Here is a 12,478-nt window from a genome sequence, read left to right as displayed (position 1 = left end):
TCCCCGCAGAACTCGCCCACATCGAAAGCTCAGGCACCACCCGCCAGGAAGCCAGCTCCCTGATCGCAGCGCACTCCTAGGGCCTTTCGTAACAAACGTGCCCGAGGGCCGGAACCGGAGCACTCCGGCGTCCGGCCCTCAGGCATAAATCACGTAGAATTAAGGCACTATGGCGAATTCCCCTGATTCCAGCAATCCGACTCCGGCAGCCTCCGACGCTCCGAAGCGTGGCCTCTTCTCTCGCAAGCCGAAGGAAGCCAAGGTCAAAAAGCCCAGCAGGCTGAAGCAGATCAACGAAGTCTTCCAGATGACCCGCCGCCATGATCCCATGGTGGTCTGGCTCATGCTGCTGTCCTTCCTGGGCGTCGTGGCTGTCAGCTTCCTGGTGGGCTACCTGCTCGAAAACTGGATCACGGGCCTGATCATCGGTATCCCGCTGGGTCTTCTTGCCGCCACCCTGATCCTCTCCCGCCGGGCAGAGCGCGCCGCCTTTGCCCAGATCGAGAACCAGCCCGGTGCATCCGGCGCAGCCCTCGGCACGCTGAAGCGCGGCTGGATCACCGAAGACCAGCCCGTCGCCGTCAATCCCCGCACCCAGGACGCCGTCTTCCGCGCCATCGGCCGTCCCGGCGTCGTCCTGGTCAGTGAAGGCCCCACGCACCGCGTCAGGCCGCTGGTCGATGCGGAACGCAAGCGTCTGGCGCGCATCCTGCCCAACGTCACCGTGCACGTCATCGAAACGGGCCGCGGCGAAGGCCAGGTTCCCCTCAGCCAGGTCGCCAAGAAGATGAACAAGCTGGACAAGGAACTCACCAAGCTCGAAGTGAGCGCAGTGTCCAAGCGCATCTCCTCGCTGGGAAACCGCCTCCCCATCCCCAAGGGAATCGACCCCTACAAAGCCCGGCCGGACCGCAAAGCAGCCCGCGGCCGCTAACAGCACCGTCAACGCCCCGGCGTCCGGCCATCCGGCCGGCAACCGGGGCGTTTGCTTTGGGACAGCCATCACCAGCCGACCAATGTCACGAGCGAAAAACGGAGAACCGTGAAACTGCCCTCGAAATCAGCCGTCATCCGCCTCTTCCGGATACTCGCCATAGCCGAAGCGTTCAGCTGGGCAGCCCTCCTGACCGGAATGTACTTCAAGTGGGTGGCCCGGACCTCGGTGCTGGGCGTGGAGATTGCCGGACCGGTTCACGGGGCCCTGTTCATCGCCTACGGAGTGGCGGCATTGGCTCTCTGGCGGCTGCAGCGGTGGCCGTTCCTGGTGGCGTTCTTTGCCGGGCTCTCCGCAGTGTTCCCGTTCGCCACCGTCCTGTTCGAACGCTGGGCGGGCAAGCGCGGGTACCTGACCGCGGCCGGCAGCGGACACTCCGCAGCCCGAGAGCGCGAGACCGCGAACGTCTGACCCGCTGCGGTCTACGCGGCCAGGCTACAGCGGGTCTGGGCTTACAGCCCGGCGACAGCCGGACTGGGGCTGGATCCGGTCCTGACTACAGCCGGATGAGGATGGTGTTCATCGCCTTGTCGTGCAGGCCACGGTGATCCGGGTCAAAGATGACCGCCGGGATGACCAGGCACAGGAGCACGGTGCGGACCAGCGCGGCCAGCGGCCCTGCCGGAGCGCCGCCCAGGCGGACAATATGGATTCCAGCGAGGCGGTGGCCGATGCTGTAGCCCAGGGTTCCGATGAGCAGGATCTGTTCGGCCGCAAACACGGCCAGCGTTGCCCATGGGTCGCCGCCGAAGGCGAAATTGCTGATCAGGAGCGCCAGGCCCCAGTCGATGCAGATGGCAAGGATCCGGCGCCCCGCCCGGGCGATGGAGCCCGGTCCCGCCTCGGGCAGGCCGAGTCGCTCCCCGGGATATTTGGAAATGCCGGACGTGTCCGGCCCACTGAGCCACGAGCCTATGTCTTTGCGATCAACCACGGATCAAGACTATCCGCTATAGGAAGGCCACTGTGAAGTTCCGGCTGAAGTTCACACTATGGATGCGGATAGACCACAGTGTGGACACCGTATAGCGTTTACATATCAGGCGGTTATGTAACCTGCCGGAAACAAAGCGGACACGGACGGGAAACCCCGTGTCCCTAGGGTGGTAACAGTTGCTAGCGAGCTGGGAGCGGGGGCACTTTTGTGTTTTCGCGCCGTCGGATTGCGCTGGACCATATGGCTTTCAAGCCAGTTATTACATATGCGTAAGGAGCATAGATGTTCAAGACTGCGGACGAAGTCCTCAAGTTCATCAAGGACGAAGATATTAAATTCGTCGATATCCGCTTCACCGATCTCCCTGGCGTGCAGCAGCACTTCAATGTGCCGGCGAAGAGCGTTGATGCAGACTTCTTCATCAATGGCCAGCTCTTCGACGGTTCCTCCATCCGCGGTTTCCAGGGCATCGCTGAGTCCGACATGCAGCTCATCCCGGATGTCACCACGGCGTTCCTGGACACGTTCCGCATGGAGAAGACCCTCGCGCTGAACTTCTCCATCGTGAACCCCCGCACGGGCGACCCGTACCACCGCGACCCCCGCGGCGTGGCCGAGAAGGCCGAAGCCTACCTCGCGTCCACCGGCATTGCGGACACCGCATTCTTCGCACCCGAGGCCGAGTTCTTCGTGTTCGACAACGTCCAGTACCAGTCCTCCCCGCAGGGCAGCTTCTACAAGATCGACTCGGAAGAAGCGCACTGGAACACCGGCCGCGAAGAAGAAGGCGGAAACCTCGGCTACAAGACCCCCGTCAAGGGCGGCTACTTCCCGGTTTCCCCCACGGACAAGCAAGCCGACCTGCGCGACGCCATGTGTGTTGCACTGGACGAGGCCGGCCTTGAGGTTGAACGCAGCCACCACGAGGTCGGTTCCGCCGGCCAGGCTGAAATCAACTACAAGTTCACCACGCTGACCCACGCTGCTGATGACCTGCAGAAGTTCAAGTACGTCATCAAGAACACCGCTGACGCCTGGGGCAAGTCGGTCACCTTCATGCCGAAGCCCGTCTTCGGCGACAACGGCTCCGGCATGCACTGCCACCAGTCGCTGTGGAACGGCGGCGAGCCGCTGTTCTACGACGAGAAGGGTTACGCCGGCCTGTCCGATATGGCCCGCTGGTACATCGGCGGCCTGCTGAAGCACTCCTCCGCCGTGCTCGCGTTCACCAACCCGACGGTTAACTCCTACCGCCGCCTGGTCAAGGGCTTCGAAGCTCCGGTCAACATGGTTTACTCGCAGGGCAACCGCTCCGCCGGTATCCGTATCCCCATCACGGGTTCCAACCCGAAGGCCAAGCGCATCGAGTTCCGCGCTCCGGACCCCTCCTCGAACCCGTACCTGGCATTCGCTGCCCAGCTGATGGCCGGCATTGACGGCATCCGCAACCGCATCGAACCGCCGGCTCCCATCGACAAGGACCTCTACGAGCTCCCCGCCGAGGAAGCCAAGGACATCCCCAAGGCTCCGGGCACGCTCGAAGAGGCCCTGGACGCACTGGCCGAGGACAACGAGTTCCTGCAGGCCGGCGGCGTGTTCACCCAGGACCTGATCGACACCTGGATCGAGTACAAGTACGAGAACGAGATCAAGCCGCTCTCGCTGCGCCCGAACCCCTACGAGTTCGAGCTCTACTACGGCGTCTAGCTAGATCACGCGGCTGGAACGGGCATAGTCCGCACACAGTCCGCGAGAATTCGGCTACAGGAAAGGCCGGTCCCTGGTTCACCACCAAGGGCCGGCCTTTTCTTATGCCCGGATAGTCTCAGCCGTGCTTCTCAGTCCGCGAGGTCAGCCGCTCCCCCAGCACCTGAGCCACGGCCGCCCGCGCTGACTCTTCCTTGTCCGGCCACATATGCCCATACGTGTCCAGCGTCGTCTTAGCTGACGAGTGCCGAAGGCTCTTCTGAACCACCTTCACATCAAGGCCTTGGGCGATCAACAAAGACGCGAAGTAGTGCCGCAGGTCATGGAACCGAAACCCTTCCGGCAGGTCTTTGACCACAGCGCGTGCTTCCCGGAAATAGTGCTCAAGCCGGTGAGGGGACAGCGGCCGCCCCCATTCGTTCGTGACGAGCGTTTCACTCCCCCAGCGCGTGTGATTCACCGACAGCTCAAGGCAGAGATTCTGAGGAATGGGGATGGGCGTCCTGGATTCCTTGGTCTTGAGTTCCACGCCCGGATATTGCACGGCGGGCGCGACAATGCCCCGCATGAAGTCCACGTCAGAAACACGCAGCGCCACAGCCTCAGCAACACGCAGCCCGGCGAAGGATGCCAGAAGAATGGCCGGCTGTAGTCCGGCTGGCATTGCGTCGTGCAGTGCCCAGACTTGTTCCGTCGTGGCGACGTAGGGCCGCTGCTCCCCTGCCTTCGGCGCCGTACGACGGCTCAGCGGAGACTTAGGCAAGAGCCCATCGTGAACGGCATCGCTGAAGAGTTGCCCCAGTCGCGAATGCAGCGCGTAGATGGTGGAATCAGCCAAGCCCTCATCACTGAGTTTCGCCGTCCACGCTTTGACCTCTGACGGCCGCACACTTTTGAGCGCACGATGCCCGAATGCCGCATTGATCCGCACTAGATGAGTCTTCGCCTGACGCACAGTTGACGCACGGTTATTCTCGTAGCCCTTCAGCCAGATAACAGACCACTCCTGCACGGTAGTGAGCGCCGTCTTAGGGTCAACATAGGTGCCTGACACCACGGAGGCTGTGACCTCATCAAGCCAGACCTTGGCGTCCTTCTGGCGTGCGAAATGCCTGGCGTGTTCCTTACCTGCGTCGTCACGGTAACGGGCCCGCCACGAGCCGTTATCCCTCTTCTGAATGCTCGCCATGGAGCCTTTCCCTCATTCCATTTTCGGTGCTAGGTCGGGCATCGATCTCAATTTTCGCCAAGTACTCACGATCCGCCGTGCTCAAATCGCGCACATACTCGTCCCACTCGTCCAGTAGGCCCTCCATGGACTCCTCTGCCTCCATTAGGTCGCCTAGGAGCTTGTGATACCGATCCATCCGGCTATTGAAGTTAGACAGAAGGGCTCCCAAGTGGGATTGAGTGGCCGACTCCCTGTCCAAAGGCAAGAGTGCCTGCACGGGGACACTGAATGTTGCGGCGATAACTGCCGCCTCACTGATGGAGGTGGGCCGGTCCCCGCGCTCGATTTTCGCAATCATCGTCTGCGTAGCGTTTACGCCGTTCGCCGTCACTGCTTTAGCCAGTCCCTCTTGCGTCCACTCGTTGGCGAGGCGGTACTTTCTCACCGATTCCCCAAAAGTGCGTCTTGCCAAATCGGCTACATTCTCAAAAGTCTCCATGGGAATAAAGACTACATTCCACAGCAGCTTGACACCAGTCCCAACCATCAGCGATAGTTGTCACATCGGGACTATTTCAGAAAGTCCCCTAGCGAATAGGAACATCATGGCACTAGCAATCGCCACGCTGTTGACCCTGGCTGAAACGGCCGAGCAACTGCGTAAGTCTGAGGCGCAGTTGCGCTGGATGATCCACGCCGGCACCGCACCGAAGTCCGCCAAGATCGGCGGCCGCAGGATGTTCCGGGCGGCCGACGTCGAGGCCTACATCAACGCTGCATTCGAGGCAGAGGCATCCTAATGGCCGCGACCTACACAGCGGCGGATCTCGCCGCAGCGTGGGAGTCCGGCTACTGGCACGGCACCAGCCACGAGGGAACGCTGAACGACGCTGCGGTTGCCGCTAAGAACCCGCATAGGGCTGAGGGGATCACGCCGGCCAAGGCGTGCAAGGTTGCCCTCAAGACAGAGAAAGACCGCGACGTCTCGCCAAAGTCCGTCACGGCCTTAGAACCAACCCATTCCTAGGAGATTCACCATGAACACTACCAAGTACCCGGCCACGGTGCGAGAGCTCGGAGATATGGCCGAAAAGCTAGGCATGAAGGCGTCGGAGCTGCTGGAAATGCTCGGCCCCATCCCCATGCCGCCCGCCGGTTACACCCTGGCGCGCCGTAGCGGGGATCGCTGGACCGGGCCGGAGACATTCAACCGCGGCTGGATTATCACCCCGGCTTGGAACGCGTCCACCAACACCCATTCCATCGAACTATGGGCCGCGAGTCACGAGCCGCCCAGCTACGCGAACCTCACACCGGATGAGGCACTCCAGCTCGCCGCTGACCTCACCGCCGTAGCCAAGACCGTCCAAGCCCTGGCCTGAGGCCGCCTAGACCACGAACGGAGAAGGTCATCGTCCAGTACCAATCACGCCGCCCCCGTCTGGGGTCTGTAACCGGGGCCCAGTTCATCACGATAGCCGCCTACCAGTGGTGGGAGATCCGTCAATATCTGCTCGAAACCGAGACCCCCGGCCTCTTTGGATATTTCAGCGCCGGGGACGGTGCCTAGTGGACGTCATCACGGCAATGGAAGAGTTCGACATCTCCGAGGACGAGTACCAGCGCAACCGCAAGGCTCAGCAGAGCGAAACTTCAGAGGACTACCTCCCTGGGGACTTTGCAACGTGGGCGCCGATTGACCTGACCAGCGTCCTAAACGGCACCCACCAGGCCCCGCAGCCGACCTATATGGAACGGGAAGACGGCGTCTGCCTTGGATATCCGGCCTTGGTCCACGCACTGAATGGCGAATCCGAATCCATGAAATCCATGGTTGCCCAAGCCGAATCGGCCCGGAGCGTCAACGAGGGCATCGACGTGCTCTATATCGACTGCGAGTCAGACCAGGGTGCCGTAATCAACAGGCTGCTGATGCTCGGAGCGCGGCCGGAGCAGATCAGAGACTACTTCCACTACGTACGCCCGCAGATGCACCCCGGAGGCACAGAGCAGGAGCGCCTAGCCTTCCGCGGCCTACTGCAACGCGCATACGGGCTCGCCATCATCGACGGCATCACGGAAGCGTTCGCCATCTTCGGAGTCAAGAGCATAGACAACGACGAGGTAACCCGCTGGGGCAGGGAGATCCCCCGTAGGATCGCCGACCATACCGGAGCCGCTGTCTTCCTCATCGACCACGTCACCAAGTCAGAGGAGGGCCGGGGACGGTTTGCCATCGGTGCTCAGGCGAAACTTTCCTACCTCACCGGAGCGGCTTACGGACTAGAGGTCATAGAACCCGGCGGCGTCGGCATGATCGGGCGCATAGCCCTCCGCATCGGCAAAGACCGGCCGGGACAGGTAAGACCCAACGCCGGCACCTGGCGCAAGTCAGATCGAACCCAAGAGATAGCCGTGGCAGTCTTCGACTCCACCGAACCGGGCAAGATCCACTACCGGCTGGAGGCTCCCCGCGGCAGCGACGAAGGGACCGGCGATTCATGGCAGCCCACCGCCCTCATGGAGCAGATATCCAAAGCCCTCCAAGACTCGGGTATGGCCCTCTCATTCCGGAGCATCAACGCTTGCGTTAGAGGCAAGAGGGAAACCATCGAGAAGGCCATCACCGAATTGGAACAGCGCGGACATGTGCGGATCGAACAAGGCCCCCGAAACGCCCACCTCCACCACCTCATCCACCCCTACCCTGCCGGGGACACACTCACCGGCCTGAAAGCAGTGTGAGTGTGTCCCGTTCTAAAGAAACGAACGGGGACACACACACTCACCGTGCCCCGGACACGGTCGGGACACAGTGGGACACACTCAGCGAAAGGAGCAGAAATTGACCACCACGCCCCAGCCATCAGTAGCCGCTATGAAGCTCTCAAAAGCCCAGTACATCGAGCTCTGCGACACCCTCCGCGACAAAGCCCAGGAGGCGCACCACAACGCCCGCTCATGGGCCAGCCGCGCACTAGAGGCCGAGAGCCGCCTCGCTATCTACGAACCGGGCGACGAGCCCGCCAGTACCCCCACGAATCAGGAGCAGTCATGACCGAGAACATTTGCAACACCACCCATGTCTCAGAGCGCGGCATGGAACCGGCCCGGCTCAAGAACTGCCAAGAGTGCCCCTTCCGGAAAGCGAACCGGAACCGGGAGCACCCGCTAGGGATCATGTACACGGACGGCGAATTTGCCAGGCTCTGGCGCAACGTCTCGCAGGACGGCGGCATGTTCGGTTGCCACATGTGGGACTCAGACCTACTCCCCTTTGACGAGACTGTGAAAGAGGCCGGTTTCCACAAGCCCGCGGACGTCGGTTCGCGGATTGAGTGCGCCGGAATGGTTGCCATGGTGGAGCGCGAACTGGACCTCGCGGACGCCGCTCCTAGCTACGAGGAATACCACCGGCAACGGCCGCTTGGAATGTCGAAAAAGGCGATCCTCTTCTACTCGGCCCGCCGCCTGGGCGAACTCGGCCCGGAACTCCGGTTCTCCGAGCACATCAACAAGGACGACATCTTGGATCCGCACGACGTCGTAGACCCCGCATCGGGCGCGTGGCAGTTTTCCGAACGTCTGGCAGACGTGATCCTTAGGACCGCCCAAGCCATCATGCCCAGCGTCCGGGATTGTGCTTGCCAAGTCTGCCAGCGTCACGCGGAAGTGCACCCGGCTCTAACGCTGACCACGGCAGAGAATCTGACCGTGGAAGTCGATGCAGAAATGCACCCCCTCCTATCAGCACTCGCGGCCACCGGGATCCGCACTACTGACTCCTGCATCAACATGCACGAAACCATCACGGCCCTAGCCCCCGGATCTTACGGGGAAATCATAAATGGCCACGACCGCAAAACGATGAACTACGAGACAGTGCTCCGCCGAAAGGCCGCATTCATCCGGCTTCGCAACGACAACGGCGCGGAACAAGCATTCATCACGGCAGCCGGGAAAATCGCCGGAATGGAAACGCTCACCAGCGGCGCCCTCACACAGCTAGTCTTCCCCCAGGACAGCATTCCCGCCCTGCTGGAAGCGGTGAACGCATGAGCCCCGCTACCCGCACTTTTCGGCCCGCCGTTCCTGCGGACTTCCCGGCAGTGGCCAGCCTCCTAAATCTCGCCTACCTCTCGGCCGGCGTGAACCTAACCGAGACGGCCGACACGGTGAAGGAACGCCACCAGAACGCCCTCGTGATCGTGATGGAAGACCGCGGCGTCATAGCCGGGACGCTCACGCTTGCACCGGCCGGTAGCTACTACGGGCGCCTCGCTCGGCCCGGACAGGCGGAAGTATCCCGGCTGGCCGTCTCCATAACCCATCAGGGCCGAGGAGTCGGCAAAGCCATGCTCAAGACGACCGCGGAACTATGCCGCCGCCAAGGCGTCACGGCGCTAGTTGGTGCGAGCCTCCCGAGCATGACCACCGCCCACCGGCTCTGCGAATCCATAGGCGCAAAGCAACGCACCAGCCCCGGCGCGAAGGCCCGCGGCTACATCCTCGACCTCACCAACGAAAAGGACACCAAGTAATGGCACAGCCAGGAATGCCGGGATCGCAGTTCCCTGGCGAAGACGCACTAATCCGCCGCGTGAAAGACCTCGAACGGCAGATGCAGCAGTTTGCGGCCGCAAACATCCTGCGGACGGCCGGAATCAGCGCGAAGCCCGGCGGGATCGACGTCACCGGATTCATCAACTCCCTGCGCACGGACGGCACTAAAGGCGTAGCGATGGATGATGACGGCGTGTTCATCGTCTACTCGGAAGACGGGACAAGCCCCGTCGCTCGGTTCGGGCCGCTCGAATCGGCTCCCGGCGAGTATGGCGTGGAAGTCCTCGTCGGCTCCACATGGGTGCAACTCGGAGCCCAGGCGGTTACGTGGGATCTCATCGCAGGCAAGCCGGCAGACTTCGCACCGCTCGTGACCTCCGCCGTCGCCGACGCAACCGACGCCGTGAACGCTCAAGAGGCCGCCCACGCGCTCGACGCTGACGGCTCGGAATACGGCTGGACTAACAACGTCGCCGGAACATCCTTCTACGCACTATGGGTGGGCAACGACGGCGGCTTCCACCTCGGCCGGAACGTCTCCTCCATCAAGTACAAGGAGAACGTCACAGACGCAGCAGTGGCCCCGTCCGCCGTGCTGAACCTCCGCCCCGTCCGATACGACCGAAAGCCCAGCGGCCCCGCGCAAGAGTTCCCCGGCGCCAAGGGAGAGTTCGGGCTGATCGCTGAGGAAGTCGCCCAGCATCTCCCGGAAATCGTGACCAAATTCGAGGGCGAGATAGACGGCGTCCGCTATGACCTCCTAGCCGTGGCACTTCTGGAAGTCGTCAGGGACCAGGAGAACCGCCTACGGACACTGGAAGGCCGCGAACCACTTCCAGCCCCCACCGCCGAAAAGGAGAACTGAATGGAGGACGACGAATCATGAGCCGCCCCTACGCAACATTCCGCCGATACACATGGCGGGACACAAACGGCCGGGAAGTCCCCGGCATCGGCGCATACAAAGGCGCCAAGCTCATAATCCACCTCACGAACGACGAGGCACTGAAACTCGCTGACCAGCTCGTGGACCTCACGGAAAAGCAGCAACGTGACGATCCCTAGATCCGACCCCGCGTTCTACGCCGCCGAAAAATACAAAGCGGCCAACCTCAGAGCCACACCCGGGATCCTCGCATCAGCAGACCGGGAACGCGGCGCCGTCGCCATCACCCTGGACAACAAGACCCTCTACTACCTGCCGCCATTTCAAGCATGGCGGCTGGCACACGAAATCGCAGACGCAATCATCACCACCGAACAGAAGGAATCCCCATGACCCGCCCCCAGATCAGCCGCAACAACAACGGCCCCGACAGGTCCACCGAATTCATGAGCCGCCCCAAGCCCGAACAGCTTCCGAAAGAGTTCGCCGCGTTGTTCGTCAAGGCAGACATGTGGAGGGAACGGCAGAGCACCGCAACGCAGACGCTCAACCACATCACAGACCCGGCCCGCGACACTGAAGCAACCAAGGCAGACGATGAGGCCGCGACCGCGGCAGTCAAAACGGGAAAGCCGGCGCCCGCACGAGACCACGAAACCCAGCTCGCGGCCGACAGGGCACAGGCGGCCCGCGACGCCGCCGCATACCCGGGCATCGTCCGTGACGCCATCACGGAGATTGAAGAAGCGCGCAAAGCAGCGGCAGAGGCCCGGGGCTTCGGTACTGAAACCGCGAAACTCAAAGACAAACTCCGTGCAGACCTCGACAGGGCACATGCCACCTACCTGGCATTCCTTGAGTCCGAAGCCCGAGATGCATGGATCGAGACAGCAACACCCATGCTCCCGCTGCGTAACCTCGTCACACCCGCGGATATCCTCAACGACCTCACCCGCGGCGTCATCCCCGACCAGACAGCCGGCACAACCGTGCTCGCCAACCTCTACACCGCACTCACCCAGGAGAACTAACCATGAACGAGAACAACCTCAGTCCCGAAGCCCGCATGAAGCGCCGCATCGCAAGCACTCCCCGCCCCACAGTTGACGCCCAAGGCCGCCGGATCACCAGCTACACCTACACCTACGACGACCTCGGCAACTTCATCAAAGCCGAACCCATCGAAGACACCAATGCCTGACCACGCCACATGGGTTCTCCCACTCCCCAGCGTGGTTGGACCCCGCGGACTTACACGCCTGACACAGTACGTGGCCCATTGCCGGTGCGGTTGGCAGTCAGTCAACGTCACTGAGGCGATGGCCGCACTGCAAGGTGTGGCGCACAGCAGAACCAGCGCGTGAACCCGGTGCCCAGCCTCCAACCAACCGGCGAGGCTGGGCACCCCACCCCCTGGCACCCACCCCCTCGGGCACCGAACCGACAGTACCGCCGGGGATGGATTTTTTGATCTGTACGGGTTTCGGGGATTTTTTGAGGGGGCGCGTGGGGACCTTAACCCAAGGCGCCCCAAATCCCCACCGCCGGTGAGCACCCTCGCAGTTCGCGGCATCTGAAATGTCATCTGGCCAACCGCCAGCCTGTAGCCTGATTCCATCGTTGGCAACGGGCCGGCGTCTGAATTGGGGCAGGTAAAAACGTGACTGTGCAGCTAGTTGATTCCATGCATGAGGTTCTATCGGACGCTAACAACAACTGGCCGCGGTCGCCATGGTCGACGGCGGAGGGCCGCGCCGGGATCCTGGAAAAGCGGCTAGCGCGGGCCGTCGGTAAGCGGGACGTAGAGTTCTGCATCGCTTCCGTAACCGACGCCGACGGAGGAACGCAATTTGCCGCCACTATTTTCACGGCTGATTTGGTGATTCATGGGGAGTTGCTCGCAACAAACGAGCGGCAGACTGCGTGGAATCTCCTGGCCAACGTGGTGATAGTTCCACGGTCGGCTATCCGCAGCCTCACGCTGCATCAAGTCGAATACTTCGGAAACGACGATGCAGAGGGGGACGATTACGTTTCGTTCACGGCAGCTTACGAGGGCATGGCTCCTACGGTTGTTGGCCCGCCCTCTTCCGGCCTCAAGCGTGGCGCCACCAGCCGACTGTTTGACGCACTACAGGCTGATCTAGCCAAGGCGTAGCCCAGGCCATGGAACGGCCCCGGATCTCTTAGGAGGTTCGGGGCCGTTTTTGTGTTTGGACC

General features: G+C 62.1%; 19 protein-coding genes. 16 read left to right on the top strand and 3 right to left on the bottom strand.

Annotated features, from left to right (window positions below; translation table 11 throughout):
- Positions 1-169 precede the first annotated feature (169 nt).
- On the top strand, positions 170-934 hold the full coding sequence (locus CXQ91_RS19445; protein ID WP_104175528.1) for a DUF4191 domain-containing protein: 765 nt from the start codon (positions 170-172) through the stop codon (positions 932-934).
- 114 nt (positions 935-1,048) lie between these two features.
- Positions 1,049-1,405 (top strand): DUF3817 domain-containing protein, encoded by a 357-nt coding sequence (locus CXQ91_RS19440; protein WP_104175536.1) that lies wholly within the window; start codon positions 1,049-1,051, stop codon positions 1,403-1,405.
- An 85-nt stretch (positions 1,406-1,490) separates the two neighbouring features.
- On the opposite strand, the gene CXQ91_RS19435 is transcribed toward CXQ91_RS19440, so the two are convergent.
- Positions 1,491-1,928, bottom strand: a complete 438-nt coding sequence (locus CXQ91_RS19435; protein ID WP_104175527.1) for an RDD family protein — start codon at positions 1,926-1,928, stop codon at positions 1,491-1,493.
- Positions 1,929-2,213: 285 nt separating this feature from the next.
- On the opposite strand from CXQ91_RS19435, the gene glnA reads away from it, so the two are divergent.
- Complete coding sequence (glnA, locus tag CXQ91_RS19430; RefSeq protein ID WP_104175526.1) at positions 2,214-3,638, top strand: type I glutamate--ammonia ligase; 1,425 nt, start codon at positions 2,214-2,216, stop codon at positions 3,636-3,638.
- A gap of 118 nt (positions 3,639-3,756) precedes the next feature.
- On the opposite strand, the gene CXQ91_RS19425 is transcribed toward glnA, so the two are convergent.
- The gene (locus CXQ91_RS19425) at positions 3,757-4,827 is read right to left on the bottom strand and encodes a site-specific integrase (protein WP_104175525.1); all 1,071 of its coding nucleotides are present in this window, start codon (positions 4,825-4,827) and stop codon (positions 3,757-3,759) included.
- Positions 4,802-5,308, bottom strand: a complete 507-nt coding sequence (locus tag CXQ91_RS19420) for a helix-turn-helix transcriptional regulator (RefSeq protein WP_181038959.1) — start codon at positions 5,306-5,308, stop codon at positions 4,802-4,804. Before CXQ91_RS19420 ends, CXQ91_RS19425 begins: the two co-directional genes overlap by 26 nt.
- 106 nt (positions 5,309-5,414) lie before the next feature.
- Here CXQ91_RS19420 and CXQ91_RS19415 point away from each other — a divergent pair, with 106 nt between their 5' ends.
- The 13 genes from CXQ91_RS19415 to CXQ91_RS19360 all read left to right on the top strand — a co-directional run bounded on the left by CXQ91_RS19415 (position 5,415) and on the right by CXQ91_RS19360 (position 12,416).
- Positions 5,415-5,609, top strand: coding sequence for an AlpA family transcriptional regulator (locus CXQ91_RS19415; protein ID WP_104175523.1), 195 nt, complete (start codon positions 5,415-5,417; stop codon positions 5,607-5,609).
- Positions 5,609-5,836 (top strand): hypothetical protein, encoded by a 228-nt coding sequence (locus tag CXQ91_RS19410; RefSeq protein ID WP_104175522.1) that lies wholly within the window; start codon positions 5,609-5,611, stop codon positions 5,834-5,836. The genes CXQ91_RS19415 and CXQ91_RS19410 overlap by 1 nt, the downstream gene beginning before the upstream one ends.
- 10 nt (positions 5,837-5,846) lie before the next feature.
- The gene (locus CXQ91_RS19405; RefSeq protein ID WP_104175521.1) at positions 5,847-6,191 is read left to right on the top strand and encodes a hypothetical protein; all 345 of its coding nucleotides are present in this window, start codon (positions 5,847-5,849) and stop codon (positions 6,189-6,191) included.
- Positions 6,192-6,378: 187 nt separating this feature from the next.
- Positions 6,379-7,554 (top strand): AAA family ATPase, encoded by a 1,176-nt coding sequence (locus tag CXQ91_RS19400; protein WP_104175520.1) that lies wholly within the window; start codon positions 6,379-6,381, stop codon positions 7,552-7,554.
- 100 nt (positions 7,555-7,654) lie between these two features.
- Complete coding sequence (locus tag CXQ91_RS19395; RefSeq protein ID WP_146072384.1) at positions 7,655-7,867, top strand: hypothetical protein; 213 nt, start codon at positions 7,655-7,657, stop codon at positions 7,865-7,867.
- Positions 7,864-8,868 (top strand): hypothetical protein, encoded by a 1,005-nt coding sequence (locus CXQ91_RS19390; RefSeq protein ID WP_104175518.1) that lies wholly within the window; start codon positions 7,864-7,866, stop codon positions 8,866-8,868. The genes CXQ91_RS19395 and CXQ91_RS19390 overlap by 4 nt, the downstream gene beginning before the upstream one ends.
- The gene (locus CXQ91_RS19385; protein ID WP_104175517.1) at positions 8,865-9,350 is read left to right on the top strand and encodes a GNAT family N-acetyltransferase; all 486 of its coding nucleotides are present in this window, start codon (positions 8,865-8,867) and stop codon (positions 9,348-9,350) included. The genes CXQ91_RS19390 and CXQ91_RS19385 overlap by 4 nt, the downstream gene beginning before the upstream one ends.
- Complete coding sequence (locus CXQ91_RS19380) at positions 9,350-10,237, top strand: tail fiber domain-containing protein (protein ID WP_181038958.1); 888 nt, start codon at positions 9,350-9,352, stop codon at positions 10,235-10,237. Before CXQ91_RS19385 ends, CXQ91_RS19380 begins: the two co-directional genes overlap by 1 nt.
- Positions 10,238-10,254: 17 nt before the next feature.
- Positions 10,255-10,437 carry a hypothetical protein gene (locus CXQ91_RS19375; protein ID WP_104175515.1) on the top strand — a complete coding sequence of 61 codons (183 nt, stop codon included), beginning with the start codon at positions 10,255-10,257 and terminating at the stop codon, positions 10,435-10,437.
- Entirely contained in the window at positions 10,424-10,651 is a 228-nt protein-coding gene (locus tag CXQ91_RS19370; protein ID WP_104175514.1) for a hypothetical protein, read from the top strand. The genes CXQ91_RS19375 and CXQ91_RS19370 overlap by 14 nt, the downstream gene beginning before the upstream one ends.
- Positions 10,648-11,289, top strand: coding sequence for a hypothetical protein (locus CXQ91_RS19365; RefSeq protein ID WP_104175513.1), 642 nt, complete (start codon positions 10,648-10,650; stop codon positions 11,287-11,289). Before CXQ91_RS19370 ends, CXQ91_RS19365 begins: the two co-directional genes overlap by 4 nt.
- Before the next feature lie 2 nt (positions 11,290-11,291).
- The gene (locus CXQ91_RS24835) at positions 11,292-11,459 is read left to right on the top strand and encodes a hypothetical protein (RefSeq protein WP_181038957.1); all 168 of its coding nucleotides are present in this window, start codon (positions 11,292-11,294) and stop codon (positions 11,457-11,459) included.
- Positions 11,460-11,918: 459 nt separating this feature from the next.
- Positions 11,919-12,416: a hypothetical protein gene (locus tag CXQ91_RS19360; RefSeq protein ID WP_146072383.1), complete on the top strand. Its 498-nt coding sequence runs from the start codon at positions 11,919-11,921 to the stop codon at positions 12,414-12,416.
- Positions 12,417-12,478: the final 62 nt, after the last annotated feature.

The sequence above is a fragment of the Arthrobacter sp. Y81 genome (assembly GCF_002929335.1).
In the GTDB taxonomy this organism is placed as follows: Bacteria; Actinomycetota; Actinomycetes; order Actinomycetales; family Micrococcaceae; genus Arthrobacter.
This window is presented reverse-complemented; position numbering and strand designations above follow the sequence as displayed.

What these genes read in the sequence shown, in the direction of transcription:
- CXQ91_RS19445 (WP_104175528.1), top strand. Translation starts at nt 170, where the DNA reads ATGGCGAATTCCCCTGATTCCAGCAATCCGACTCCGGCAGCCTCCGAC.
- glnA (WP_104175526.1), top strand. Translation starts at nt 2,214, where the DNA reads ATGTTCAAGACTGCGGACGAAGTCCTCAAGTTCATCAAGGACGAAGAT.
- CXQ91_RS19425 (WP_104175525.1), bottom strand. Translation starts at nt 4,827, where the DNA reads ATGGCGAGCATTCAGAAGAGGGATAACGGCTCGTGGCGGGCCCGTTAC.
- CXQ91_RS19420 (WP_181038959.1), bottom strand. Translation starts at nt 5,308, where the DNA reads ATGGAGACTTTTGAGAATGTAGCCGATTTGGCAAGACGCACTTTTGGG.
- CXQ91_RS19415 (WP_104175523.1), top strand. Translation starts at nt 5,415, where the DNA reads ATGGCACTAGCAATCGCCACGCTGTTGACCCTGGCTGAAACGGCCGAG.
- CXQ91_RS19410 (WP_104175522.1), top strand. Translation starts at nt 5,609, where the DNA reads ATGGCCGCGACCTACACAGCGGCGGATCTCGCCGCAGCGTGGGAGTCC.
- CXQ91_RS19405 (WP_104175521.1), top strand. Translation starts at nt 5,847, where the DNA reads ATGAACACTACCAAGTACCCGGCCACGGTGCGAGAGCTCGGAGATATG.
- CXQ91_RS19390 (WP_104175518.1), top strand. Translation starts at nt 7,864, where the DNA reads ATGACCGAGAACATTTGCAACACCACCCATGTCTCAGAGCGCGGCATG.
- CXQ91_RS19385 (WP_104175517.1), top strand. Translation starts at nt 8,865, where the DNA reads ATGAGCCCCGCTACCCGCACTTTTCGGCCCGCCGTTCCTGCGGACTTC.
- CXQ91_RS19380 (WP_181038958.1), top strand. Translation starts at nt 9,350, where the DNA reads ATGGCACAGCCAGGAATGCCGGGATCGCAGTTCCCTGGCGAAGACGCA.
- CXQ91_RS19375 (WP_104175515.1), top strand. Translation starts at nt 10,255, where the DNA reads ATGAGCCGCCCCTACGCAACATTCCGCCGATACACATGGCGGGACACA.
- CXQ91_RS19365 (WP_104175513.1), top strand. Translation starts at nt 10,648, where the DNA reads ATGACCCGCCCCCAGATCAGCCGCAACAACAACGGCCCCGACAGGTCC.
- CXQ91_RS24835 (WP_181038957.1), top strand. Translation starts at nt 11,292, where the DNA reads ATGAACGAGAACAACCTCAGTCCCGAAGCCCGCATGAAGCGCCGCATC.